Origin of the sequence: Flavobacterium psychrophilum, assembly GCA_001708385.1 — a bacterium.
GTDB classification, from domain to species: Bacteria; Bacteroidota; Bacteroidia; order Flavobacteriales; family Flavobacteriaceae; genus Flavobacterium; species Flavobacterium psychrophilum_A.
The window spans coordinates 2,314,647-2,339,648 of record CP012388.1; the positions used below are offsets into that span (position 1 = coordinate 2,314,647).

Annotated in this window: 24 protein-coding genes and 1 tRNA gene; 12 read left to right on the forward strand and 13 right to left on the reverse strand. The window is 36.7% G+C overall.

Annotated elements, in window-relative coordinates:
• Positions 1 to 3: 3 nt before the first annotated feature.
• Positions 4 to 1,689 (reverse strand): hypothetical protein, encoded by a 1,686-nt coding sequence (locus tag ALW18_10095; GenBank protein ID AOE54377.1) that lies wholly within the window; start codon positions 1,687 to 1,689, stop codon positions 4 to 6.
• Positions 1,690 to 1,787: 98 nt separating this feature from the next.
• The gene (locus ALW18_10100) at positions 1,788 to 3,269 is read right to left on the reverse strand and encodes a hypothetical protein (GenBank protein ID AOE52830.1); all 1,482 of its coding nucleotides are present in this window, start codon (positions 3,267 to 3,269) and stop codon (positions 1,788 to 1,790) included.
• A 19-nt stretch (positions 3,270 to 3,288) separates the two neighbouring features.
• Between ALW18_10100 and ALW18_10105 the strand changes: the two genes are divergently transcribed.
• Positions 3,289 to 3,468: a hypothetical protein gene (locus ALW18_10105; GenBank protein AOE52831.1), complete on the forward strand. Its 180-nt coding sequence runs from the start codon at positions 3,289 to 3,291 to the stop codon at positions 3,466 to 3,468.
• 165 nt (positions 3,469 to 3,633) lie between these two features.
• Here the strand turns inward: ALW18_10105 and ALW18_10110 are convergent, their stop codons facing one another.
• Positions 3,634 to 4,503: a peptidase M23 gene (locus ALW18_10110; GenBank protein AOE52832.1), complete on the reverse strand. Its 870-nt coding sequence runs from the start codon at positions 4,501 to 4,503 to the stop codon at positions 3,634 to 3,636.
• Between the two features lie 195 nt (positions 4,504 to 4,698).
• Between ALW18_10110 and ALW18_10115 the strand changes: the two genes are divergently transcribed.
• Entirely contained in the window at positions 4,699 to 4,890 is a 192-nt protein-coding gene (locus ALW18_10115; protein ID AOE52833.1) for a preprotein translocase subunit TatA, read from the forward strand.
• A gap of 62 nt (positions 4,891 to 4,952) precedes the next feature.
• Positions 4,953 to 5,429, forward strand: a complete 477-nt coding sequence (locus ALW18_10120) for a hypothetical protein (protein ID AOE52834.1) — start codon at positions 4,953 to 4,955, stop codon at positions 5,427 to 5,429.
• Between the two features lie 64 nt (positions 5,430 to 5,493).
• On the opposite strand, the gene ALW18_10125 is transcribed toward ALW18_10120, so the two are convergent.
• The 5 genes from ALW18_10125 to ALW18_10145 form a co-directional block, all read right to left on the reverse strand.
• On the reverse strand, positions 5,494 to 7,617 hold the full coding sequence (locus tag ALW18_10125) for an RNA-binding protein (GenBank protein ID AOE52835.1): 2,124 nt from the start codon (positions 7,615 to 7,617) through the stop codon (positions 5,494 to 5,496).
• A gap of 33 nt (positions 7,618 to 7,650) precedes the next feature.
• Entirely contained in the window at positions 7,651 to 8,232 is a 582-nt protein-coding gene (locus ALW18_10130; GenBank protein AOE52836.1) for a DNA-binding protein, read from the reverse strand.
• Positions 8,233 to 8,435: 203 nt separating this feature from the next.
• The gene (locus ALW18_10135) at positions 8,436 to 9,338 is read right to left on the reverse strand and encodes a cobalt transporter (GenBank protein ID AOE52837.1); all 903 of its coding nucleotides are present in this window, start codon (positions 9,336 to 9,338) and stop codon (positions 8,436 to 8,438) included.
• Positions 9,339 to 9,494: 156 nt separating this feature from the next.
• A complete protein-coding gene (locus ALW18_10140) occupies positions 9,495 to 9,923 on the reverse strand; it encodes a ribose 5-phosphate isomerase (GenBank protein AOE52838.1) in 429 nt (142 codons plus the stop codon).
• A 716-nt stretch (positions 9,924 to 10,639) separates the two neighbouring features.
• The gene (locus ALW18_10145; protein AOE52839.1) at positions 10,640 to 10,891 is read right to left on the reverse strand and encodes a hypothetical protein; all 252 of its coding nucleotides are present in this window, start codon (positions 10,889 to 10,891) and stop codon (positions 10,640 to 10,642) included.
• Between the two features lie 118 nt (positions 10,892 to 11,009).
• On the opposite strand from ALW18_10145, the gene ALW18_10150 reads away from it, so the two are divergent.
• The 4 genes from ALW18_10150 to ALW18_10165 all read left to right on the forward strand — a co-directional run bounded on the left by ALW18_10150 (position 11,010) and on the right by ALW18_10165 (position 15,559).
• Positions 11,010 to 13,190 (forward strand): ribonuclease R, encoded by a 2,181-nt coding sequence (locus ALW18_10150; GenBank protein AOE52840.1) that lies wholly within the window; start codon positions 11,010 to 11,012, stop codon positions 13,188 to 13,190.
• 63 nt (positions 13,191 to 13,253) lie between these two features.
• Positions 13,254 to 13,928 (forward strand): chaperonin, encoded by a 675-nt coding sequence (locus ALW18_10155; GenBank protein AOE52841.1) that lies wholly within the window; start codon positions 13,254 to 13,256, stop codon positions 13,926 to 13,928.
• A 151-nt stretch (positions 13,929 to 14,079) separates the two neighbouring features.
• Positions 14,080 to 14,733, forward strand: a complete 654-nt coding sequence (locus tag ALW18_10160) for a hypothetical protein (GenBank protein ID AOE52842.1) — start codon at positions 14,080 to 14,082, stop codon at positions 14,731 to 14,733.
• A gap of 145 nt (positions 14,734 to 14,878) precedes the next feature.
• Complete coding sequence (locus ALW18_10165) at positions 14,879 to 15,559, forward strand: lysine transporter LysE (protein AOE52843.1); 681 nt, start codon at positions 14,879 to 14,881, stop codon at positions 15,557 to 15,559.
• A gap of 55 nt (positions 15,560 to 15,614) precedes the next feature.
• On the opposite strand, the gene ALW18_10170 is transcribed toward ALW18_10165, so the two are convergent.
• Positions 15,615 to 15,685 (reverse strand) — tRNA-Cys (locus tag ALW18_10170).
• A gap of 147 nt (positions 15,686 to 15,832) precedes the next feature.
• On the opposite strand from ALW18_10170, the gene ALW18_10175 reads away from it, so the two are divergent.
• Positions 15,833 to 17,785 carry a sulfatase gene (locus tag ALW18_10175; protein AOE52844.1) on the forward strand — a complete coding sequence of 651 codons (1,953 nt, stop codon included), beginning with the start codon at positions 15,833 to 15,835 and terminating at the stop codon, positions 17,783 to 17,785.
• Between the two features lie 15 nt (positions 17,786 to 17,800).
• Here the strand turns inward: ALW18_10175 and ALW18_10180 are convergent, their stop codons facing one another.
• Entirely contained in the window at positions 17,801 to 18,157 is a 357-nt protein-coding gene (locus ALW18_10180; protein ID AOE52845.1) for a dihydroneopterin aldolase, read from the reverse strand.
• Positions 18,158 to 18,381: 224 nt separating this feature from the next.
• Here ALW18_10180 and ALW18_10185 point away from each other — a divergent pair, with 224 nt between their 5' ends.
• The 4 genes from ALW18_10185 to ALW18_10200 all read left to right on the forward strand — a co-directional run bounded on the left by ALW18_10185 (position 18,382) and on the right by ALW18_10200 (position 21,538).
• Complete coding sequence (locus tag ALW18_10185) at positions 18,382 to 20,067, forward strand: glutamate--tRNA ligase (GenBank protein AOE54378.1); 1,686 nt, start codon at positions 18,382 to 18,384, stop codon at positions 20,065 to 20,067.
• 525 nt (positions 20,068 to 20,592) lie between these two features.
• A complete protein-coding gene (locus ALW18_10190) occupies positions 20,593 to 20,928 on the forward strand; it encodes a hypothetical protein (GenBank protein AOE52846.1) in 336 nt (111 codons plus the stop codon).
• Between the two features lie 13 nt (positions 20,929 to 20,941).
• Positions 20,942 to 21,295, forward strand: a complete 354-nt coding sequence (locus tag ALW18_10195) for a competence protein (protein AOE52847.1) — start codon at positions 20,942 to 20,944, stop codon at positions 21,293 to 21,295.
• Between the two features lie 6 nt (positions 21,296 to 21,301).
• Positions 21,302 to 21,538, forward strand: a complete 237-nt coding sequence (locus tag ALW18_10200; GenBank protein AOE52848.1) for a hypothetical protein — start codon at positions 21,302 to 21,304, stop codon at positions 21,536 to 21,538.
• A gap of 37 nt (positions 21,539 to 21,575) precedes the next feature.
• Here the strand turns inward: ALW18_10200 and fabG are convergent, their stop codons facing one another.
• From fabG to ALW18_10215, 3 genes are all read right to left on the reverse strand, one after another.
• Entirely contained in the window at positions 21,576 to 22,298 is a 723-nt protein-coding gene (fabG, locus tag ALW18_10205; GenBank protein ID AOE52849.1) for a 3-ketoacyl-ACP reductase, read from the reverse strand.
• Between the two features lie 98 nt (positions 22,299 to 22,396).
• Entirely contained in the window at positions 22,397 to 23,395 is a 999-nt protein-coding gene (locus ALW18_10210; GenBank protein AOE52850.1) for a protease, read from the reverse strand.
• A gap of 82 nt (positions 23,396 to 23,477) precedes the next feature.
• The gene (locus tag ALW18_10215) at positions 23,478 to 24,986 is read right to left on the reverse strand and encodes a glutamyl-tRNA synthetase (protein AOE52851.1); all 1,509 of its coding nucleotides are present in this window, start codon (positions 24,984 to 24,986) and stop codon (positions 23,478 to 23,480) included.
• Positions 24,987 to 25,002 lie beyond the last annotated feature (16 nt).

The following is a 25,002-nucleotide window of genomic DNA, read 5'->3' on the forward strand; positions in this document are numbered from 1 at the left end:
ATATTATAGGTTGAAAATTTGTTCTAAAATTTTAATCGTAATTATATATGTTGGTTTTACACCCGTAGTGCCCAGCCCGCCTGAGGCCAGTGTACTACCGGTTTCCAACGGATTATCTGAAGCATAGTATGCATATCTTACCTTTACATTGGGATTAATACTCTTTCTTATTTTTGAGGCAGATTGTATAGCTTTTTGATAATAAGCACCTTCCATTTCCAGCCCTATTACACCCCAGGTAGATTCATTAAAAAACTTCAGTAAATCCCTGTTTTGAAGCGATGTACCCAAAACCGATACCATTGGACCACTATAAACAGGTATGCCCTGCCCTTCAAACATCTCAGCAGTCAGTTCATTTTCAAAAGGGTAATTATCACCTGTACCTTCGTTTATATGTGCAGAAGGTATCATTATATCTCCTTTTGCACCTTCCAGTATACCGGCTTTTCCCATTATAGAAACCGACTCAACATTTAAAAATGTTCGCAGCTTACCTTCTTTAAAAGGTTTTAGCAACTCGTCTATTGTTTCATAGGCCTGCTCTCCAAAAGCATAATCCATTACCACGATAACCGGTTTTTCTCCTTCAGTTTTCACATTCGGAAAAGCCGTTTTGGTAAAATCTATCTTTGCGGTATCAAATATCTGCACATCTATATTAGTACCCGATGTATCGGGCATAGCTATCATACCATTTTTAAGTGCAGCTTCTTCTACCTTGTTCCTAAGCGCATCACTGTTGGTTTTGCTTAATTCCTCGAATATATAAAAATCGGTCTTGTCTTTAAATTTAGACTTAAGCACAGCAGGCGCAAAAATAGAGTTCATAACACTGTGCATATTGGCACTTATTATGTGTATAGGCCTTTCCAGCAAACCATTTTGCTTAAGCACCATTTTTATATTATCAGCCCATATTTCTCCATGAATATGGTGGCCCAGCCTTTCTCTAAGTATCGGGCTAAACGTTATAGTCCGCTTGGCACCTCCTAAAGACTCTTCAATAGCAAGTTTTCCAAGCCAGTAAATAACATGTAAAAACCTGTCTGGCGCTGCAGTGGTTCCAAATGCATCATAAATATCGGTTATCTCGGCAAAGGTTCTGCCTAAGATGCTTGATGCATGAGATATAGCCTGTTCCCGCTCTATAAGGTTAAGCTTTTTATTGTCCTGAATAACCTGTTCCAGCTTTAGCCAGTCGCGGGCTATCTCGCCATTATCATCTATAATCACACGATTTTTAATCTTATGCGATTCTATATAAATAAAAGTCAGGTGGGTAAGTATATCGTAAATGTCAGATCTTCCTCGGGTAATTTCCACGTTCATCTGCTCGTCATCTATACGATAACAGTTTCGTTTTCTCTTGGGCGGAACAATTGCTTTAAAATGCGATTTTGAATAGCCTTCGTCTGACGTAAGGTTAACAAACCTGCATTCTTCAATTCCAACAGGAAGCCGTTCTATTACATACAACAGCCCATTAAGCTCTGCTTTTTCTTCTGCGATAGAACCATAAATTTCGGGGCGAAGCGATAGTAATGCCTCACGAAGATTGTCTCCCGATACACCCATTGGTTTGTAAAAACCGCGGTTAAAAAGATGGCGCATAGTAATATACAGCCTCTCTATGGCAGCTGAAGACTCTTGCGCCCTCGATCGTGATATGTTTTTTATACCCTGCATTTTTTTACCTACGCCAAATGTAGGATTTTTATTTTTAGTTGATTGGTTCGCTCTAACTACTCTGTAGGATGACAAAAACAGCAAATAGTTGCTTCCTGCTATTTAAAAAAATCGGCAATTTTGCGGTCGTTTGCTAATCTGGGCAGTTTATTTTGCCCACCCAGTTTACCAATAGATTTCATATATTCCTGGAAACCATTTTTTTGCACCGGTGTAATCACAACTGTGCGTAAAACATTACCTACTATTAAATCGTCATAATAAACATTCTGTTTTCGCATAGAAGCATCTATTTTCAATGCAAAAGCGGCCATATCTTCAGGCTCATTTTCAAATTCAATAAGCCATTCATGATAAGGCAAACCATTTTCAGGATTAATTTGTGGTGCAACGCTAAATTCATTAACGCTAACCCCGGTATCCTGCATTGCTTCTTTAAGGGCAGTTTCTACCTCTTTGCCGATAACATGCTCTCCAAAAGCAGATATATAATGCTTTATTCTGCCCGTAACTATTACCCTGTACGGACTAACAGATGTAAACTGAATTGTATCGCCAATATTGTATGCCCATAGCCCTGCATTGGTAGAAATAATAAGCGCATAATTTATACCTGTTTCTACTTCGCCTATAGTATAACGACGCGGATTCTCGGTAAAAAACGCATCAGCCTTTATAAATTCATAGAATATGCCGGAGTTAAGCAGCAAAAGCATACCCTTTTCTTTTTGTGAATCCTGGTAGGCAAAAAAGCCCTCGGATGCCGGGAAAAGTTCTATACTGTCTACTTTTCTTCCAATAAGGCTTTCAAATTTGGCGCGGTAAGGTTCGTAGTTTACCCCTCCATATATAAACAGGCTAAAGTTTTTAAAGATGTCGCCAACTTTGCGGCCTTCTTTTTGATTTAATTTTTCAAAATACATTTGTACCCATGATGGTATGCCCGATATAACAGCCATATCTTCGTTATAGGTTTCGCCTACTATAGCGTCAACTTTGGTTTCCCAATCGTCTATAACATTGGTTTCCCAGCTTGGCATACGGTTTTTTTGAAGATAAGCCGGTACATAATGGGCAACAATACCCGAAAGCCTGCCAAACTTTATACCGTTCTTCTCATCCAGAACAGGGCTTCCCTGCAGGAAGATCATCTTACCGTCTACAAAATCGGCTTTACCTGTTTCATACACATACGCCAGTATGGCATTACGTGCAGCCTTGATATGATAAGGCATAGACTCTTTAGTAAGCGGAATGTATTTAGCTCCCGATGTCGTACCCGATGTCTTAGCAAAATAAACAGGTTTACCCGGCCATAGTACATTTTCTTCGCCATGTACAACTTTATCAACGTAGGTTTTTAGCCCCTCATAATCCCGGACAGGCACATTGGCAGAAAAATCTGCATACGACTGTATAGCAGAAAAGTTATGATCCATACCAAACTGTGTGTTCTTAGCATCCGCGAGAAGTTTCTCAAAAACCTTTTGCTGTGTTTCCACAGGGTTTTTAGCCCACTTTTGTGTACTTCTGTGTAGTATACTAGCAAATAGTTTAGCACCAATCGTTTTTAAAGACATCGTTTAATTTTTTGATTCTATGAATCGTTTCCTAAGTGCCGATTCAGTTGTTGAATACATATATGTTATAGCTGCAAATACAATAAAAACTGAACCAAATAAACGCATAGTTTCAGATTTTGGCAAAAGCAACCCAAAAAAGGATATTATAATTACTGCAACAGCAGCCTTTGTCATTTGTACAGAACAATATTTCTGAGAAAAATCCCATCGCTCCTGAGATCTTATTGATAATGGCGTACGATATCCGTAAAAATGATTAACTCGCTTACGCGGAAAAAAATACAATATAGCTGCTGTAATCAAAAAAGTAATTGAGAATAGTAACGCAAGAAGAAATGTATTATCTAGAAAATCTCTCATATTATTCAAAGTCGATAAATTGGTTAGGATTAATTGGGTAACCGTCTTTCCAAAGCTCAAAATGAAGATGAACACCTGTAGATTGTGTTCCTGTAGAACCGGCCATGGCAATAACCTCTCCCGATTTTACAATATCTCCCTGTCCTTTGGTAAGCGATGCCGCATGTTTGTATGCCGATATAATACCATCGTTATGGCGAATTATTATTACATTGCCATTAGTAGGCGTCCAGTCGGCCAAGATAACTGTTCCCGCTGCCACAGCCTTAATCGGAGTGTCTTTAGCAAGGGCAATATCCACCGCGAAGTGTTTATTTTTAGAGCTGTAAGGTTCTGTAATATGTCCTTTAACCGGAGGGAAAAGCACCAGGCTTACCTTAGGTTTTGCCTGTTCAAAAAGATTGTATTTATCTTCAAGGGCAACTTCTTCACGTAGTTTTTTATCGGCTTCAGACGGCCCGGGATCTACCTTACTAAGGTCTTTTTGGTCGGCAGGCTGTATGGAGTCACGGCTAAGCTTAGTGTGTTCAAGATCGCCAGTAAGTACTTTTTTAATAGATGCCAGGTAAACACTGTTCTCATCTATAACCTTTTGAAGCGAATCGCTTTTGATGGCATTTTCGGTAGCTTCACGTTTTAACTTGGTTGAAGCATATCCGGGAATATACTCCCTTAGGGGAGTAAAAGCAATAATATAGGTAGTAAGGGCAATCATTACGATACTTATAGATGTAATGGCTACAAATACATTCATAAGGTTAAGCTTGAAAGAAAACAGTTCTTCAAAAGTTTCCTCATTCAGTATCACCAAACGGTTTTTGGTGAACAGCTTTTTTTTGATTATCTGCCTTTTAAGCCTCTTTGCGCACATACTAACTCTTTAATTGACAAATATACTAATACTGCCCTATTTTATTATTTTATCTATTGTAAACATTCTTATAAACTAACAAGGTTTTAATAATTTTATTTTATTTAACCAAAACCAAAGTCAAAAATATGTCGTAAATAGTTGTTGTAATTACTTTTATAATTAACTTTGTCTTTTAATCTAATACTTGTTGTCATGGGAAAATTAGGAACCTTCGAAATAATATTAATCATAGCTGTTGTGCTTCTATTATTTGGAGGCAAAAAAATTCCTGAATTAATGAAAGGGCTTGGCTCTGGTATTAAAGAATTCAAGAACGCTGCTAAAGATGGTGAAAACCATCAGACTTCTGCAAGAAAACAGTCAAATGACGAGAACAAACTATAATTTTTTATTTATATAGTTATTTAAAAACCCGCTAAGAATATTAGCGGGTTTTGTTTTTGTATATGAAGAAAGTACTACTTATCCTGTTGGTTATCTGTTTTACGAACGGCGCCAACGCTCAGAAAAATTTTGCCAAAAACAATTTGCTAACCATTACCAAGGGTAAAGTGGTTAAAAAAGGTAACGACGTGTTCTGGGAAATTCCGGTAACACTTTCAAATACATCAAAAGATACATTGCATTATACGAGCATGTCCTGCTCATGGCAGGATTTTTACACCATTAATACCAAAAAACTTAATATTCCTGTTAGCGAGTGCGATAAAAATGTACCTCAGCGTTTGTCAATACCTCCCGGGAAAAGTACTACCGTTGTATTGAGTTTAATGGTAAAACACTCTAAAGAAAATATACCTTTAAAATTTAAAATAGGATACGATCTGATACTACTTGCTGATGAAAAACATTGGTTAACCCATAGTGATAATGTCAATGAACGCAAAAAAGTGATTTGGTCCAACGAAATTAGCATGCCATAAATCGCTAAATGCTATAAATGAACAAACCCCGCTGATATTCTTAGCGGGGTTTGTTTTTTATATTCTACAATATCATAGTCAACTGAATCCTCTTTCTGGCTTCGTCGACCTCGACTACTTTTACCTGTACATGCTGGTGTAATTTCACCACCTCATTTACATCGCTTACAAAACCTTCTTTAAGCTGGGAGATGTGTACAAGGCCACTTTCTTTAACGCCTATATCTACAAAGCAGCCAAAGTTGGTAATGTTGTTTACAATGCCCGGTAAAACCATACCTGTACGCAGGTCGGCGATAGTTCTTATACTTGGGTCAAATTCAAAAACCTTAGCTGATTTACGCGGATCAAGACCCGGTTTTTCAAGTTCTTTCAGGATATCTTTTAGTCCTAACAACCCGATAGTATCGGTAACATATTTATCGGCAGGCACTTTTGCGATCGCTTCTTTGTTCGATATCAGGTCGGCTGTTTTCAGCTTCATGTCTTTTGCCATTTTTTCAACAACGGTATAAGCCTCCGGGTGTACTGCAGAATTATCCAGCGGATTCTTTGCATTCGGAATCCTTACGAATGCCGCTGCCTGCTGATAGGCCTTCTCCCCTAACCTCGGAACTTTTTTAAGCTGTTTCCTGTCTTCAAACGGGCCGTTTTCGCTTCTATACGCCACAATGTTCTCGGCAAGCTTCTCTCCAATACCCGAAACATAGCCTAAGAGCGATTTACTTGCCGTATTAAGGTTTACCCCTACCGAGTTTACACAACGCATTACTACGGTGTCTAATTCGTCTTTAAGGGCACTTTGATCTACATCATGCTGGTACTGCCCTACGCCTATGGCTTTCGGTTCAATTTTTACCAGTTCGGCAAGCGGGTCGCTTAATCGTCTTCCGATAGATACCGCTCCCCTAACCGTTACATCGTAACTGCCAAATTCTTCCCTCGCAATTTTTGATGCCGAATATACCGATGCCCCGGCTTCGCTTACCACGAATACCTGCAATGGTTTATCAAAAGCGATTTTTTTAATAAAATGTTCCGTTTCGCGCGATGCTGTTCCGTTACCTATAGATATTGCATCGATCTTGTAGGCATTTACCATAGAACGGATCTTCTTCATTGCAATAGCCGTTTCGTTCTGTGGTGAGTGCGGAAATATCGTTTCGTTATACAGCAGGTCGCCTTTCTCGTCAAGGCAGACAACTTTACAACCCGTACGGAAACCGGGATCTATAGCAAGGATTCGTTTTTCGCCCAATGGCGGGGCAAGCAGCAGCTGCCCTAAGTTCCCTGCAAAAACCTGAATAGCAACAGCATCGGCCTTTGCCTTTGCCTCCTGCAATACCTCGTTGCTTATGGCAGGAGCCAGCAGTCGCTTGTAACTGTCCTCAATAGCCAGCTTTAGCTGGCCAGCGGTGTCGCGGTTATTTTTTATAACCGATTGTTCCATCAGGTCAATGGCTTCCTCGTTTTCTACTTCAACTTTAAACTTAATAAAACCTTCATTTTCCGCACGAAGCATAGCCAGTAGCCTGTGTGACGGGGCTTTAGTCAGATTTTCTGACCAGTCAAAATACTGCTCGAATTTCTTGGCCTTTTCGTCTTCTTTACCCGCCTTTGTTATCTTAGTGGTAATAGCCGCTTTGCGGCCGAAAATTCGGCGGAGCGATTTACGAACGTATACATTCTCATTGATCCACTCGGCGATAATATCGCGTGCACCCTGCAATGCTTCGTCCTCATTGGCGACCTTGTCGTTCAGGTATTTCGACGCAATAAAGTCGATATCATCTGCATTTTGCGACATGATTATTTTAGCCAGTGGCTCAAGTCCTTTTTCACGGGCAGCGTCGGCCCTGGTCTTCTTTTTCTTTTTAAAGGGCAGGTATAGATCTTCCAGTTCGGTAAGGTCGAAACTGTTGTTTATTTTAGTCGATAATTCGGGCGTAAGGGCATTCTGTTCGGTAATGCTTTTTAGAATAGCATCTTTACGTTTTACGATAGCTTCAAACCCCTGGTTTAGTTTGGCGATCTGCTCTATAACTACCTCATCAAGATTGCCGGTTGCATCTTTACGGTAACGTGCAATAAACGGAATTGTACAGTCTTCAGATAACAGCTTTAAGGTAGCTTCAATACTCTTTTTTGGGGCAGTTACCTGTCCCGCAATATATTCTAAGTTTGTCATTTTGGATTATATAGGAATACAAACATAGCATTCTTATTTTATAATTCTAAAAGGTACGGGATAGAAGTTTTTAATGATTCCTTTATTTATCATTATAGCAATTACAACTGGATATATAAAGTTCATTGTATACAGAAAAAAGAAAATGTATATTAATATGTTAGGGTTTTTTAATGGCCATATCGAAAATGTCTGGGTAATTTTCATCAGGCAAAACCCAACAAAAATTGTATTCGTTATAATCGTCCATAGTATCTGATAATTTAAAATATCAGCACCCTGTTTTTGTACCTGTGTTATTTTGTCGCGCTTATTAAGCCACAAAATAAGTGGTAATATGATGTTACCAAAAGGTATAAAAAGAAATACTATAACCGAAAGATGCAAATACATGAGGTAATTTTTATCTTCAAATTTACCATAGTCAATAATGTCTTCTATATTTATTTTTAAGGCTTCACATATCCCCTTTAGACTGTTACCTCTGGGTTCAGTATCGCTTTTTTCAATACGCTGCAACGTACGCAGGTTTATCTTCGCAAGCTCCGAAACTTCCTCTTGTGTTAATCCTTTTTGCTTTCTTATCTCTGCAATTTTTTTGCCGATGAGTTCCATACTATATGTTTTAAGTTATGGTTCAAAATTAAATGTGAAGATAACTTATTGATAGCGGTTTTGCTACGGCGTTTTTACGGCATTGGTGTCAAATTGGCGAAAATGCTGAAATTTTAAAAACACTATTAAATTTCTCTACTTTGCTTGTTGCGGTAGAAATGAAACAACCAAAACTGAAAACTGCGACTGAAAACTGAATATTGTCAATCCTGAACAATAAAATTCTTAGGGTCAATCTTTTTAAATTCTGGCTGGATGTTAACGTGGTTGATACCGAATTTTTCAAACAACATATCTTCAATGTTATGCAGCAGAATGTTGAATTGCGATAGTGATATATCATCGGTGCAATCAAGATGGGCTTCCAGGTGAAGTTCTTCTTCGTTTAAATGCCATACGTGTATGTGGTGCAATTTTCCGCAACCATGAATTTTATGCACTTCGCGTACTATTTCTTTAATGCTTATCTCTTCGGGTGTAAAGAGCATCAGCATCTGCGTTGATTTTTTCAGCAGGTCAAAACCAACAATTATAAGGTATATGGCAATACCTAAAGTTAATAAACTGTCTACCCAGTATACCTGGTAATATTTCATTAGCAGCCCTCCTATCAGTACTGCCACCGATGCCATCATATCTGTTAATAAATGCAGGTACGCCGATTTCATATTCAGGCTGTGGTCGGCATCTTTCTTGAGCAATAAAACCGATAAACCGTTCGCAACAATGCCCAATGCCGAAAGCCATATTACCAGCGTTGGTGCTATAATAACCGGATTAAAAAATCGTAACACAGCTTCGTAAATAAGATATACGGCAACAATAACCAGTGTAAGTGCATTTACAAAAGCGGCTAGCAGTTCTGCCCTTTTAAATCCGAATGTTTGAGAAAGTGACGCTTTTCTGCGGGAAAGCTTATGCGCCATGAAACTTATGGCCAGCGACAGTACATCGCTAAAATTGTGCAATGCATCAGACAATAACGACAGGCTTCCGGAGATGATACCCCCGATGACCTGTGCTGTGGTGATTATAATATTAAGTAGTATCGAGAAAAGAAGATTCTTCCCTCCTACTTCATGTTTTTCAATTCGCTGGTTTGACACGGTACAGTATACAATTTAGCGACCAAAAGTATCAGAAAATCAGGCCATGTATATTACATAATTGTTACCATTACACAGTTCATGTTACCATTTTTTTAAACAAAAAAGCGGCAACTGAAATTCAATTGCCGCTTTACTATATCTGGTGTGCTGTTCTTAGCACGAAATTTTATCAACCCTGTTTTGGTGACGTCCGCCTTCAAATTCGGTATTTAGAAATGTATCTACCATTTCTATAGCTTGCTGAATAGACGTGTAACGTGCCGGAATACTTATTATGTTAGCATCATTATGTTGGCGCGCCAGCGCCGCGATTTCTTTTATCCAGCAAAGTGCTGCTCTTATCTTTTGGTGTTTGTTAACTGACATGGCTACACCGTTTCCGCTTCCGCAGATGATGATACCAAAATCTACAACACCGTTTTCAACATCATTCGCTACCGGGTGAACAAAATCAGGATAGTCTACGCTGTCAAAAGAATCAGTTCCGTGGTTTATCACTTCTATACCTTTATCTTCAAGGTACTTTACAATAGCTTTTTTATAATCAGGTCCTGCGTGGTCGTTACCGATAGATATTTTCATAAAAATAATTTAGATTGCAAAATTATAAATAATTGCATTGCAGAATGCTATAAACCTATATAATTGTTGAAATTAACATTGACATTTTAGCGTTGCACCTATTATATACAGACCAAAACCTGCCGGTTTTCGACAATTATCAGCTTGTAGCAATTTGAAAATATTTTATCACTTAATAATCAATTATTTACATTTTTATGCACTTAAAATATATCGATAAATATGTTAAAATCCAACATTGTTGATAACATTTGTAATGTACTGTGTTTTAAGGGAGTTGAAAATTAACAGTATTTGTTAATAACTAAAAATGAAAAAAGACAAGATTTTTATGAAGTGAAGATAAATTTTACTAATCAAAAATGAGAACAAGAATTCCAAATTTATTTTTTACTTTTTTGCCAAATGTTATTAAAACATTAACACGGGTTATTAACAGATATTAACAAAGGAAGTTTTCACCAAAACAATAGTAAAACATACTATGAACCATTGTTAATAACTCTTATCTAAAATTACAAAAACAGCTGATTTCTAAAAATTTACATTCTCTTAACATTGTTGATAGCTTTGTATAACATTGTATAACTCCAAAAACAACAGTCTTAAAAAAAAGTTTTCGCACTTATCAACAAGCAATAATCATCATTAAAAATTTTTAAATTTAAATCTTCTTTTTTATTTGTTTTTAATAAGTGTTGATAACATTTCAGACTTTAAACGATTTTTAAATTTGTTTCTGTGTCAAATGTATCAAGAGAGTTCAGAATTTCTTTTACGGTATCAAGATCGTTTGGATGAACTTTAAGCTGAATGCCTCCAAAGGCAAAAGAGTACATTGGTACAATGTCTGCAATGGTTTCGTTCTCGAAATAGAATTGTATGCCTTCTTCCTGTTGCAAAAGATGTTTAAGGATGGCTATTTCGTGAGGGTAATTAAATACTGCGGCAATGACAAAGTGTTCCATATAAGAGAGTTTCGGTAGTAACTGTCCATAAAGTTAGAAAGTAAAAAGTTATTATTTCATTAAAAATTCCATAATATGTCGTAGTAATTTGTAATTTTCAGCATTATTTTAAGATTATATGAGTAAGAAGAACGGAAGACCGTCAGCCAAAAAGGAAAAAGATTTTTCCGCCAGAATTTATAAGATACTCTCCAAAGACCCTAATAAATCCTTTAACTATAAGCAGATAGCTGCAGTATTAGAACTGAACGATACCAAAAGCAGAAATGAGATCATAAAAGAACTCAAGATTTTAGCATCGCAGGAAAAAATAGAGGAGACCGAAAGAGGTAAGTATAAAGTGCTTGGCAGGCATGACTATGTAGAGGGAACAATTGATATGACCAGCAGGAAAACAGCTTATTTTGTTTCTTCTGAGCTGGAAGATGATGTATTTATTCCGACGAATAACCTTAACAAAGCGCTAGATAAAGACAAGGTTAAGGTGTATATATATAACAGGAGGAAAGGCAGGAAGCCGGAAGGGGAAGTTGTTGAAATTATAGAAAGAGCTAAAACAGAATTTGTGGGTGTTATAGATATACAAAAGAATTTCTCTTTTGTATCTACTGCAAACCCAAAGATGTATACCGATATTTTTATTCCCAGAGGTAAAGAAGGTGAAGCAGAGAATGGTGATGTTGTCCTTGTAAAACTAGATGACTGGCCGGCTAAAGCCGATAGCCCTTTTGGTGAAGTAATTCGCGTATTGGGTAAACCTGGTGAGCATGATACCGAAATTCATGCTATCCTGGCTGAATATGGTTTGCCTTACGATTTCCCTGTTGATGTAGAAGTATTTGCACAAAAGCTGGATACTGCTATTCACCCTGAAGAAATTGCAAAAAGAAGAGATATGCGTAATGTACTTACATTTACCATTGACCCCCGTGATGCAAAAGATTTTGATGACGCATTATCATTCCAGAAACTTGAAAATGGTAATTATGAGATTGGTGTACACATTGCCGATGTATCGTATTACCTGGAACCCGGAACCATTCTGGATGAAGAGGCGTATAACCGTGCAACATCTGTTTACCTGGTAGACAGGGTAGTACCTATGCTGCCGGAAGTATTATCTAACTTTGCATGTTCGCTACGACCTCACGAAGAGAAATATACATTCTCGGCTATCTTCCAATTGAATAATAAAGCGGAAGTTGTAGACCAGTGGTTTGGGCGTACTGTAATTTATTCGGATCAGCGTTTTGCTTATGAAGAAGCGCAGCATATTATTGAAACAGGAGGAAATACAATTCCTCAGGAAATTTCAATAACAGGGCAGGAGTATACCGTTAGCAATGATATTCAGGAAGCTACGCTTAAAATGAATGACCTTGCCAAAATACTTAGAAAGAAAAGGATGGCGAATGGCGCTATTTCTTTTGATAAGGTTGAAGTTAAATTCCATCTTAATGAAGAAGCAGAACCTACAGGTGTTTACTTTAAAGTGGCTAAAGATGCCAACCATCTTATTGAAGAATTCATGCTATTGGCAAACAGGAAAGTAGCTGAATTTATTGGTAAACAGGATAAGACATTTGTATACCGTATTCACGATGAGCCGGATGAAGACAAACTAATGAACCTGCAAACGGTAATATCTAAATTTGGTTACAACATCAACTTTAAAGATAAATCTTCTGTATCAAAATCGCTTAACAATTTATTGAGTGATGTACAGGGTAAAAAAGAACAAAACCTTGTTGATACATTAGCTATCAGGACAATGAGTAAGGCTAAATATTCTACCCATAATATTGGGCATTATGGTCTTGCCTTTGATTATTACTCGCATTTTACATCGCCTATTAGAAGATATCCCGATGTTATGGCACACAGATTGCTTCAGTATTACCTGGACGGTGGAAAATCGGCAGATGAGGAAGTATATGAAGAACAATGTATGCATTCATCCAACATGGAGAACCTGGCTGCAAATGCAGAGCGTGACAGTATTAAATACATGCAGGTTAAGTACATGTTAGACCATAAGGACGAAGAGTTCTTAGGAGTCATCTCTGGCGTTACTGAGTGGGGTATATATGTAGAGATCGTATCGAATAAGTGCGAAGGTATGTGCCGTATACGGGAAATTAAGGATGATTACTATACATTCGACGAAAAGCAGTACGCGTTGGTAGGGGAGGTTACCCACAACATTTTACAGCTGGGCGACGAAGTATATGTAAAAGTTAAAAATGCCGATCTAGTTAAGAAACAGCTGGATTTCCAGTTTTTAAGAAAGAATGACTAAACTGTAACACAGAAAATATTTTACTGTCTTTGTTGAGATAAAAACATAAAAATTAAATCAATCATGAAAAAAGCAATCGTATTTGCAGCAGTTATGCTGTTCCAATTTGTATCTGCACAGGATCTTACCAAAACTATAGGAGCATTTAAAACCATAAAAGCGTTTGACCAGATAGATGTCCTGTTGGTAAAAGGATCTGAAAATAAAGTTATTATTAAAGGGTCACGTAAGGAAGATGTTGAAGTTGTAACTAAAAACGACGAGCTTAAAATAAGGATGAAGCTTAGTAAGCTGCTTAAAGGCGAAGACATAAGTGTAACAGTTTATTATACCGATGCTATTAACCAGGCAGAAGCCAGCGAAGGATCAAGGATAGCTTCTCAGGATAACTTTAAAGCAACGGCTTTTACTTTAAATGCTAAAGAGGGTGCAGAGATTAAACTGAATATTGAAACTAAAAAGTTAAATACTAAAGCCAGTTCGGGAGGTATATTAAACATTTCCGGTAGTGCTGATAACAATGATATCGTAATTAACTCTGGAGGAATATTCCACGGGAAAGATTTTATCACCAAACAAACGGTTATCAGTGTAAATGCCGGTGGTGAGGCTGATGTTCATGCAACTGAATTGGTTGAAGCTAAAACCAGGGCAGGGGGCGACATCAATATTTATGGTAATCCTCCTCAAATCAATAAAAAGACATTTGCAGGTGGTAGCATCAACACTATCAAATAAAGTTTTATAAACTTCAGAAATTATAAAGAGTAAGTCCCCGAAAACATTTAGATTAATGCTATCGGGGATTTTTTTTAAGTTAAAGTGTAACAATTAGATAAAGAATATGTCTTTGCTAGTATATAACTAATCAATCTAGAACCAATCAATTATGAAAACAATTTTGACACTTGCTATTCTCGCAGCTTTTCAGTTGTGTTCGGCACAGAAAACAATAGGACTTAAAGATTTTAAAAGCATCAGCGTAGGGGCTGATACTAAAATTAAACTTGTAAAATCTTCAGAAAACAAGCTTGTTATAAACGGAAGTGATGAAGATAATGAGTTTCAAATTCAGAATGTAGGTAGCGATCTCGTACTTAACGGGGGTGAAGACCTTGATATTACTGTATATTATAAAAATACTTTAGAAAGTATAACTGCGGCATCTGATGCTGAAGTTTTTGGAAATGATGAAATAAATACCAAGGAATTTGGTATAGCTGCTGCTTCCGATGCCAAGGTTGAATTGAAGTTAAATGTAAAAAAACTACATACAAATGCAGCGTCTGATGCAGTAGTAACCCTTACCGGAAAAGCTACAGAACATACTGCAGCAGTTGCATCTGATGCAAATTTAAACAGTGAGCATTTATTAACTGATACTACAAATATTGTTGTTTCTTCTGATGGAGAAGCATCTGTTTCGGCTAAGAATACTGTCAATGCTACAGCATCTTCTGATGGGTCTATAAAGATTTACGGTAATCCTAAAAAAGTGAATCAAACAAAAGCCGACGATGGCGAAATTACTATCGTGAGGTAGTATAAGACATACTATTAAAATTATATATTCCCTGAAAAATAGTGTTTTTAGATGCTTTTTTTCGGGGATATTTATTTTTACGCGTAAAAAGTTATGTTTTATTAAACAATTTAAAATACTAACTTGCATCACTTAATCTGAGTTAATGTTACAGGATATTTTAAGCGCCATTCCGTTAGGTTTTTTTTTGAGCATCATGCCCGGTGCAGTATTTTTTGTATTACTGGAAACCAGTGTTATAAAAGGCTTTAGAGCAGCAGTAGCATTTGATGCAGGTGCCATAACATCAGACATTATTTTTATACTTATAGCTTATTTCAGCAGTTATCAATTGCTTGAAAATATTAAAGATGACCCGTCATTATTTATCTTCGGCGGCTTGATAATGGTTACTTACGGAGTCATTTCTTTTTTAAAGATGAACAAAACTGCTAAGAATGAAATTATAGATACCGATGCTAAAGACATCCTGAAGAAAAACTACTTTAGCCTGTTTGCAAAAGGTTTCCTGCTTAATTTTATAAACATAGGTGTACTTGGTTTCTGGCTGGCTATTATTATTACATGGGGACCAAGGCTGGATATGCAGCCATCAAGAATAATGATTTTCTTTATAGCTGTAATAGCATCGTATTTTGCACTTGATGTTTGCAAAATACTGCTTGCAAAACAATTAAGAAGCAAGCTTACCTTTAAGAACATCATGAAAATTAAAAAGACAATAAGCATTATACTTGTAATTTTCGGTATAGCTTTGTTACTACAGGGATGGTTTCCCTCAGGTGGAAATAAAATGATAGAGAAGCTGGAGCAGGAAGCGAAATAAATAGAAATAGCTATAAACTAAAAAAAGCTTTCACATTGTGAAAGCTTTTTTTGTGAGGCATCTAGCGGATTCGAACCGCTGTAGCAGGTTTTGCAGACCTGAGCCTAGCCACTCGGCCAAGATGCCATTAATTATATGGTTGGCAAATTTACATATATTTTATTCTAACGCAAGAAAAATTACACCAATTTTTGGTTTACTTAATTTTTAGCATTTTTAGTTTCTGATTAATAATTAGTTAATACTTTCGTGAAAATTTTTTAACATTTTATTATGAAGAAATTCGTATACCTTAAATCTATAGCTAATTTCATTCTTTTAGGCCTTATTATTACCACATTAAGCAGGATAATCCTGTTTTTAATTTTTAAGGATAGGATAGATGACACCCCGGATTATTGGGCTATTTTCCCAATAGGTTTACGTTTCGATTTGATATTGTTATGCTATTTGTCGTTTCTTCCGATGCTGATAATAACATTTACACCTTCTAAATACCTTCAATACTGTAATAGGTTTTTAAATGGCTACTACATACTTTTACTAACGTTGCTATTGTTAATGGAATTATCAAGCTCAGATTTTATAAGGCAGTACGATACCAGGCCAAACAGATTGTTTCTCGATTATCTTATTTATCCTAAAGAAGTCATGGGCACTTTGTTTAAAAGTTACCTTAGTTCCATTTTACTTTCAGTAGTTATAATAAGTGCCTTTGTACTACTCTTAATAAGAAAAAGGAAGGCATTATTCAGTACACCTGCTGTAACATACAGATGGAAGTTAATTATGTTTGTTCCTGTGACTTTTTTATTGTTTTTAGGAGCCAGGGGAAGCTTGACTTCAAAAAGGCCTATAAACGCAAGTAATGCAGTTTTTTCTTTTGATCAGCTTACCAATACAATGGGGTTAAATTCATTATATACTGTTGCTTTTGCAGCTTATTCCCTAAAAAATGAAGGTAATGCCGCAAAAATGTACGGAAAGATGGACGCTGCAGAAGCTTATACAAGGGTTAAGAAATACATGACGGCAGAACCTTCGGACTTCACCGATTCTGAATTCCCATTATTGCATACCCAAACTCCGGATACTTTAAAAGGCGAACCTATGAATGTAGTTATATTTCTTCAGGAAAGCCTGGGTGCAGAATATGTAGGGAGCTTAGGAGGGAAGCCTTTAACGCCACATTTTGACGCACTTACCAAAGAAGGATTATTGTTTACTAACCTGTATTGTACAGGTACAAGAAGTGTTAGGGGAATAGAGGCAGTGGTTACGGGCTTTTTGCCTTCGCCATCAGAGAGTGTTGTAAAGCTTAGTAATTCGCAATCGGGTTTCTTTACACTGGCTGATTTATTTAAAGAAAAGGGTTATGATACCAGTTTTATTTACGGTGGTATGGCCAATTTTGATAATATGGCTTCTTTTTTTAATGGAAACGGTTTTGAAAATATTATTGATGAAGAAGATTTTAACAACGATGGTAATAATTATGCCCTAAAAGGAACATGGGGATATAGCGATGAAGATCTGGTAGTTAAAGCAAATGATTATTTTAAGCATCAAAAAAAGGGAAAACCTTTCTTTTCTATGATGTTTTCAACATCAAACCATGAACCGTTTGAGTTTCCTGACGGTAGGATACAACTATTTGATAAGAAGAAAAACACGGTAAACAATGCCATGAAATATGCCGATTTTTCTATTGGTAAATTCTTTGAACTGGCTAAAAAAGAAGACTATTTTAAGAACACTTTATTTATTATTGTTGCCGATCATAATACCCGTACTTATGGTAAACATTTAGTACCAATTCACAAATTTCATATACCTGCATTGATAATTGGCCCAGGTGTAAAAAAAGGATCTAAATACAACAAGTTATGCAGCCAGATAGACCTTGCTCCGACCGTATTAGACATGATTGGTATGAAAACCGAAACCCCAATGCCGGGGCGTAATTTAAAACAGCTTAAAGCCGATGTAAAAGGGAGGTCTATAATGCAGTTTCATGAAATTAACGCCTTTAGAATAGAAGACCAGGTAGTAATTATGCAACCAAATAAAGAAGCATTACAGTTTAAAATAAAGAATGATACCGTTCTAGAACCAGTGCCTTTAAATAAGGAAATGGCTAAAGATGCACTGGGCCATGTTACTGTGGCATTAGATCTTTATAAGAACAGAAAGTACAGGATAAAGCATAAAAAAACCGGAAATTAATTTCCGGTTTTTTTATTATCTGCTCTGTTCTATTTCGATGGTAACAGATTGTACATCACCACCAATAGGGGGATTGATTTTAGAAACTCCCACAACAGTATGTATAACAGCAGGTATTTCATTAAAAACCCTGTTTACAATACGTTTTGCAACATGTTCTAAAAGTTTAGATCGTATAGCCATTTCTTCGGTAACTATCTTATTAAGATGAACATAATCAACAGTATCTTCCAGTTCATCTGTATGCATAGATTTTTTTAGGTCTGCCCTTATTTCAAGGTCAACCGTGTAATCAGATCCTATTTTACTTTCTTCTACAAGGCATCCGTGATATGAAAATGTGCGTATGTTTTTAAGTTTTATGATATCCATTTTGATAGTCGCTGAGTTAATAAGGTTCTTAGTTCATGAGGTCAGGCAGCAAAGTTACAAAGTTTTCTATTGCGTGTTTTATAAAGAGTGAATATGTATATTATTTACCCGTAATTTCCATTAAAAAATGTTTTAAAAACTCAGTAACTAAGTTCCTCAGCAACTCAGTAACTAATAAAACTTTCGAACTAATTACCTACATTTGCAGTCTTATATTTAAAGCTATGTCGACTGAAGAGAGATCACTTAATTTTATTGAGCAGATTATTGAAGAGGATTTAGGAAATGGTTTTGCTAAAGACAAACTACGTTTTCGTTTTCCTCCTGAACCCAATGGTTACCTGCACGTAGGGCATGCCAGTTCTATATGCCTTAATTTTGGCTTAGGACAAAGGTATAATGCGCCTGTTAACCTGCGTTTTGATGATACTAACCCTGCAAAAGAAGAGCAGGAATATGTAGACGCTATTAAAAAAGACGTAGAGTGGTTAGGCTATCAATGGGCTGAGGAGCGTTATGCATCAGACTATTTTCAGGAGCTGTATGACTGGGCTGTTCAGTTTATAAAAAACGGAAAAGCGTATGTAGACAGCCAAAGCAGTGAAGACATGGCCAAACAAAAAGGAACACCTTCTCAGCCCGGTACCGAAAGTCCTTTCAGGAACCGTTCTGTAGAAGAGAATCTTGACCTTTTTGAACGAATGAAAAACGGCGAATTTCCGGAAGGAACTCACGTTTTAAGGGCTAAAATAGACATGACATCAAGCAATATGCTTATGCGTGACCCTATTATTTACAGAATTTTACACAAACACCACCACCGTACAGGCGATGCGTGGAAAATATACCCAATGTATGACTGGGCACATGGTGAAAGCGATTATATCGAAGAGATTTCGCATTCACTTTGTACGCTGGAGTTTCTTATGCACAGGGAGTTATATGATTGGTTCCTTGACCAGATCTACACAGAGGGAAGGGTAAGGCCAAAACAGCGTGAATTTGCTCGCCGTAACCTTAGCCATACTGTAGTGAGTAAGAGAAAGCTTTTACAACTTGTACAGGAAAACCATGTAAAAGGTTGGGATGACCCAAGGATGTCAACAATTTCGGGTATGAGAAGAAGGGGTTATACTCCTGCTGCTATCCGTAATTTTGCCGACACTATTGGTATTGCTAAACGTACAAACCTTATAGATGTTTCATTATTAGAGTTTTGCGTTAGGGAAGATCTTAATAAGATCGCTCCACGTGTAATGGCAGTTCTTGATCCGGTTAAGCTTATCATCACCAATTATCCGGAAGGAAAGGAAGAATGGCTTGAGGCAGAAAACAATCCTGAAGATGAAACTGCAGGATTTAGGGAAGTACCTTTTTCAAAAGAATTATATATTGAGAGAGAAGACTTTATGGAGAATGCTAACAACAAATATTTCCGTCTTACTTTAGGTAAAGAGGTACGTCTTAAAAACGCTTATATCATTAAAGGAGAAAGCGTTGTTAAAGATACTGAAGGTAACATCACCGAAATTCACTGTACGTATGATACTGACAGTAAGAGTGGTAGTGGTACAGAAGCTAGTTTACGTAAAATAAAAGGTACTATTCATTGGGTTTCTATTCCGCATGCGGTAGAGGCTGAAGTTAGAATTTACGACCGTTTGTTTACACATGAAGCACCTGATGCTGATAAGGATATTGACTTTAAAGACTACATTAACCCTAAATCATTGGAAGTTATAAAAGGCTATCTTGAACCAAGCCTTAAAAGTGCAGAAGCGGGAGAGCGTTACCAGTTCCAGAGGTTAGGTTATTTTTGTGTTGACCCGGACAGTAATGCCGAAAGAATAGTTTTCAACAAAACTGTTGGCCTTCGAGACACTTGGGCAAAAGTTGAAAGCAAAGAATAACAATATCAATTATATTTATAGAAGCTCCCTAATATTAGGGAGCTTTTTTATTATTTATAAAATCTATTATATTTTAATAAATAATAAATAAAATCTTTAAAAAGTAACCTCACATAATTTCTTGTAATCTATTATCTTTTTTAGGTAAGGTATTTGGACGTTTGTATGTGTATAATATCATTAGAACGTCTTATTTTAATTTTGACTTTTGAATTGAAGTAAAAAGTCATGTTAATAGACTATCACTATTGATATATTTGTAAAACTACCGTTATCTCTATTATATAAATATTCTATCAATTTTTAATTTACCATAATCAAATACTTTAAAAAGCGACTTTATGTAATTTAATATATCGCACTATTTTTTGTAAGAAAGGTGTTTGTATATATTACCTCTAAAAACTGTCTAAAATCGGCTTATTTCAATTTTTACATACTTTGGCTTTCAATTAACGGCACATTAACAACCTACAAATGTTAAAATGGGTATCTTAGTATTATTAATCAAAAAAATTAGATATTATGGCTGGTAAAACAGGAACAATAGTAGCTGTACTTGCAGGTGCAGCAGTAGGAGCGGCAATCGGAGTTTTATTCGCACCGGAAGAAGGCGCAAAAACAAGAAAAAAAATTAAAGATGGAGCTTTAGCTAAAAAAGATGAGCTTAAAGATAAAATTACAGAGCTTACCGAAACTGTAAAAAGTAAATTTGGTGTAGCGAAACAAGATCTTGAAAGTTCTCTTGATAATTTAGTTTCTAATGTAGAAGGAAAAGCTGAAGATGTAATTTCTCTATTAGAGAAAAAACTTGAAGAGCTTAAAAAAGATACTAAGAATGCAGCATCGTCTGTAAAATAAATAAAACCCGCTTATGGCATTTGAAGAAATAAAAGAAAACGCGGAAGATTTAAAACAGGAAGTTAAAAAGCTTATAGACGCTAACGTTAATTATTATAAGCTTTGGGGCTTTAAGATTTTAATGAAATCTACCACCATGATGCTGAAGTTATTTCTTCTGGCTGTCATGCTGATGATTGTTACCGTGTTCTTTTCAATTGCCCTGGCATTAGGCATAGGCTACTGGCTTGATAATTTTGCCTACGGTTTCCTAATTGTAGGCCTTATCTATCTTGTAATGGCTATAGTTGTATATTATGTACAGGATAAAATTGTTGAAGGCCCAATGCTTTCAAGGTTTTCGAGAATTTTTTTAAAGAAATACTAAGCAATTATGAACACGAAAGTATACAACAGCTACGACGAGATAAACAGGGACCTTGAGATACTAAAAGTAGAAAAAGACCTTGCCCTTGCTAAATTTAAAAGAAGTTTAGACGAAACTAAGGAAAGCCTGCAGCCAATGAACATGTTAGGGGAGACCCCTAAAAAAGTGCTTGGAGTGCTTGGAACGCTTTCCGGACCTTTAAAGAGTGCGGCATTGACCTGGCTCTTTAAAAAAATGTTTTAATAGAGAAGGCTGCTTATTTAAGCAGCCTTTTTAATTGTTATGGGTTTGTAGACCATAAACTTACGTCTTTTACCAAAGCCCTTCGTGGCAATTTTAGATGGCCAACAAGCAATTCTGCAAAGTCTTCCGGCTGTAAAGTAGTATCCGGGTTACCGTCGGTAAGGTTAAGGTTTTTAGCCATGTCTGTAGAAATTGTACTCGGCGTCATGGTAAATACCCTTATATTATCTTTACGCACTTCCTGCATTAAAGATTCAGACATACCAATTAATCCAAATTTAGATGCACTGTAAGCACTTGTTACAGGAGCACCTTTAAGCCCTGCACTAGAAGATATGTTTACAATGTCGCCGCTTTTGCGTTCTTTCATTTCGGCCAGTATAGCCCTTGTAGCATAATAAGCACCAAAAATATTAGTCTTAACTATATTTTCCCATTGTTCTACACTAAGATCCAAGAACTTACCAAATGTACCAACACCGGCATTATTTATTAAAATATCTATATCTCCCAAGGTATTTTTTAGAGTAGCTACAGCAGTTGTAATTTGCTCGTTACTTGTAATGTCTGCCGTTGTATACGCAACTTTAATTTCAGGGTTTATTGTTTTTGCTTCATCTGCAACTGCAATAAGGTCAGCTTCAGTTCTTGCCAGTAATCCAAGGTTAACACCCTCTGCAGCCAGTGCAAGTGCGATGGCTTTTCCTAATCCTTTTCCCGCACCGGTAATAAGTGCTGTTTTTCCGTTTAAGTTTTCCATAGTATTAAAAAGTATTGAGATACAAAATTCCGTTAATTCTCAAACATAATCTAGTTATTTAGTAAATAAAAAGGCTGCTATAATTAGCAGCCTTTCGTTTATTCCGGTTGAACATCATCATGTTCGTGTGTATCGTGAGATGTGTAATCATCTTTCTTCTGATTCTTTTTCTCATTTGCTCTTTTCTGGTTACCTCTCTTGATAGATTCTCCAACCTGGTTTGAAGCGGTAAACGATGCTACCATGTTATTTAGCATATCGCTGCCTGCCTGTGGAGAGTTTGGTAATAAGATAAGGTTAGAGTTAGTATCAGATCCTATAGCCTGTAGCGTGTCATAATGCTGTGTAACAACAATCAAGGCAGAAGCTTCCTGAGAATTAATACCTACCTCGTTTAATACATTTACACTTTCTACAAGTCCACGTGCTATTTCACGACGCTGATCTGCAATACCCTGTCCCTGTAATCTCTTGCTTTCCGCTTCCGCTTTTGCTTTAGCGACAATACGAATCCTTTGCGCTTCTGCTTCATATTCAGCAGCAGATTTTTCACGGTCCGCGGCGTTAATACGGTTCATTGCATTTTTAACCTGTATATCCGGATCGATATCTGTTATAAGCGTATTAATGATATCATAACCGTAAGTAGTCATAGCTTCATTAAGCTCTCTTTTTACAGCAATAGCAATATCGTCTTTACGTTCAAAAACATCATCAAGTTTAAGTTTTGGTACTTCGGCACGTACAACGTCAAATACATAAGATGTTATCTGGTCATGAGGGTACTGTAGTTTATAAAAAGCTTCGTATACCTTTTCCTGTATAACAACAAATTGTACAGAAACTTTCATTTTTACGAATACATTCTCTTTGGTTTTGGTTTCGATGATAACATCCAGCTGTTGAATTTTAAGGTTTATCCTTCCGGCAATTTTATCAATTACAGGAATTTTTAGCTGGAGTCCTGCATTACGTATGCTGTGGTATTTACCAAAGCGTTCTACGATTACAGCTGTTTGCTGTTTAACCGTAAAAAAGGATGAAAGAAAAATAAGTAGTCCGAAAAAGAGGATTACATACAAGAAAGCATTTTCCATATTTTAAAGATTAAGATTGATTTGTGGTAATATACGAATATTCGTAAAATAAAAAACCTTCCTGTTAGGGAAGGTTTCAATACTATAACGTTTCAATAGCTTTATTAATCCTGCTGATTGTTTCTTCTTTACCAATCAGTGCGATAATATCAAACAAATGAGGCCCTTTTACAGCCCCTACAAGGCTTAATCGAAGCGGTTGCATAACTTTACCCATTCCAATACCATTTTCTTCCATCCAGGCTTTTACAACGCTTTCTACGTTTGCAGATGTAAAATCAAGGGTATTTTCAAGAATACCGGTAAGCTGTTTCATCAATTCAGCTGTTTCCGGTTTCCAGTTTTTAGAGGCTTTCTCATCATAAGCTGTTGGTGCTACGAAGAAGAAATCAGTTAAGTCCCAAAGCTCACTGGCAAAGGTTGCGCGTTCTTTAACAAGGCTCACAACTTCAATAACGGTTTCAATAGGTTTGTTAATACCTCTTTCTACTAAATGATGTGATAGTTCTTTTGCCAAGACTTCGTTATCCTGTCTTCCAAAATATTGGTGATTGAACCATTTATTTTTCTCAGGGTCAAATTTGGCACCTGCTTTATGAACTCTTTCCAAATCAAAAAGGTTCACCAGTTCATCAAGTGTAAACAACTCCTGGTCTGTACCCGGGTTCCATCCTAATAAAGCAAGGAAGTTAATAACTGCCTCTGGAAGGAAACCTTTTTCCCTGTAACCTGAAGATACAGTTCCGTCAGGGTTTTTCCATTCTAGCGGGAATACCGGAAACCCAAGTTTATCTCCATCTCGTTTAGAAAGTTTACCGTTACCAACCGGCTTAAGTATAAGCGGAAGGTGTGCAAATTGGGGTGCTTCCCATTCAAATGCCCTGTATAAAAGTTCATGTAGGGGTAGGGAAGGCAGCCATTCTTCACCACGTATAACGTGGCTTGTTTCCATTAAATGGTCATCAACAATATTTGCTAAGTGATACGTTGGCATACCATCGCTCTTGAATAATACTTTATCATCAAGAAGATTGGTTTCAAACTTAATATCACCACGAATAATATCCTTTAAATGAAGTGTCTCATCAACCGGAGTTTTAAAACGAATAACATAATCAACACCATTATCAAGTTTCTGTTGCACTTCTTCAGCAGAAAGTTTCAACGACGTGTCCATTGTTTTACGAATGGTATGGTTATATATAAATGTTTTACCATCAGCTTCTGCTGTACTTCTTAATTCGTCAAGTGTTTCAGGAGTATCAAAAGCATAGTATGCCCAGCCGTTGTTAACAAGGGTAAGCGCATACTGTTTATAAATTTCTTTTCTTTCGCTTTGGCGGTATGGACCGAACTTTCCTTCTTTGCCAACACCTTCGTCAAACGGGATGCCGCACCAGTTAAGCGCTTCTATAATATATTCTTCTGCACCCGGTACATAACGGTTTTGGTCGGTATCTTCAATTCGTAAATAGAATACACCGCCATGTTTTTTGGCAAATAAATAATTAAAAAGGGCTGTCCTTACACCACCTATGTGTAAAGGCCCTGTAGGGCTTGGTGCAAAACGCACGCGAACTTGCTTAGACATTGTTAGTTAAATTTTA

Excerpts from the sequence above, each read along its gene's own strand:
- ALW18_10095 (AOE54377.1), bottom strand. The coding sequence starts at position 1,689 with ATGCAGGGTATAAAAAACATATCACGATCGAGGGCGCAAGAGTCTTCA.
- ALW18_10100 (AOE52830.1), bottom strand. The coding sequence starts at position 3,269 with ATGTCTTTAAAAACGATTGGTGCTAAACTATTTGCTAGTATACTACAC.
- ALW18_10105 (AOE52831.1), top strand. The coding sequence starts at position 3,289 with ATGAATCGTTTCCTAAGTGCCGATTCAGTTGTTGAATACATATATGTT.
- ALW18_10110 (AOE52832.1), bottom strand. The coding sequence starts at position 4,503 with ATGTGCGCAAAGAGGCTTAAAAGGCAGATAATCAAAAAAAAGCTGTTC.
- ALW18_10115 (AOE52833.1), top strand. The coding sequence starts at position 4,699 with ATGGGAAAATTAGGAACCTTCGAAATAATATTAATCATAGCTGTTGTG.
- ALW18_10120 (AOE52834.1), top strand. The coding sequence starts at position 4,953 with ATGAAGAAAGTACTACTTATCCTGTTGGTTATCTGTTTTACGAACGGC.
- ALW18_10125 (AOE52835.1), bottom strand. The coding sequence starts at position 7,617 with ATGACAAACTTAGAATATATTGCGGGACAGGTAACTGCCCCAAAAAAG.
- ALW18_10130 (AOE52836.1), bottom strand. The coding sequence starts at position 8,232 with ATGGAACTCATCGGCAAAAAAATTGCAGAGATAAGAAAGCAAAAAGGA.
- ALW18_10140 (AOE52838.1), bottom strand. The coding sequence starts at position 9,923 with ATGAAAATATCTATCGGTAACGACCACGCAGGACCTGATTATAAAAAA.
- ALW18_10145 (AOE52839.1), bottom strand. The coding sequence starts at position 10,891 with ATGGAACACTTTGTCATTGCCGCAGTATTTAATTACCCTCACGAAATA.
- ALW18_10150 (AOE52840.1), top strand. The coding sequence starts at position 11,010 with ATGAGTAAGAAGAACGGAAGACCGTCAGCCAAAAAGGAAAAAGATTTT.
- ALW18_10155 (AOE52841.1), top strand. The coding sequence starts at position 13,254 with ATGAAAAAAGCAATCGTATTTGCAGCAGTTATGCTGTTCCAATTTGTA.
- ALW18_10160 (AOE52842.1), top strand. The coding sequence starts at position 14,080 with ATGAAAACAATTTTGACACTTGCTATTCTCGCAGCTTTTCAGTTGTGT.
- ALW18_10165 (AOE52843.1), top strand. The coding sequence starts at position 14,879 with ATGTTACAGGATATTTTAAGCGCCATTCCGTTAGGTTTTTTTTTGAGC.
- ALW18_10175 (AOE52844.1), top strand. The coding sequence starts at position 15,833 with ATGAAGAAATTCGTATACCTTAAATCTATAGCTAATTTCATTCTTTTA.
- ALW18_10180 (AOE52845.1), bottom strand. The coding sequence starts at position 18,157 with ATGGATATCATAAAACTTAAAAACATACGCACATTTTCATATCACGGA.
- ALW18_10185 (AOE54378.1), top strand. The coding sequence starts at position 18,382 with ATGTCGACTGAAGAGAGATCACTTAATTTTATTGAGCAGATTATTGAA.
- ALW18_10190 (AOE52846.1), top strand. The coding sequence starts at position 20,593 with ATGGCTGGTAAAACAGGAACAATAGTAGCTGTACTTGCAGGTGCAGCA.
- ALW18_10195 (AOE52847.1), top strand. The coding sequence starts at position 20,942 with ATGGCATTTGAAGAAATAAAAGAAAACGCGGAAGATTTAAAACAGGAA.
- ALW18_10200 (AOE52848.1), top strand. The coding sequence starts at position 21,302 with ATGAACACGAAAGTATACAACAGCTACGACGAGATAAACAGGGACCTT.
- fabG (AOE52849.1), bottom strand. The coding sequence starts at position 22,298 with ATGGAAAACTTAAACGGAAAAACAGCACTTATTACCGGTGCGGGAAAA.
- ALW18_10210 (AOE52850.1), bottom strand. The coding sequence starts at position 23,395 with ATGGAAAATGCTTTCTTGTATGTAATCCTCTTTTTCGGACTACTTATT.
- ALW18_10215 (AOE52851.1), bottom strand. The coding sequence starts at position 24,986 with ATGTCTAAGCAAGTTCGCGTGCGTTTTGCACCAAGCCCTACAGGGCCT.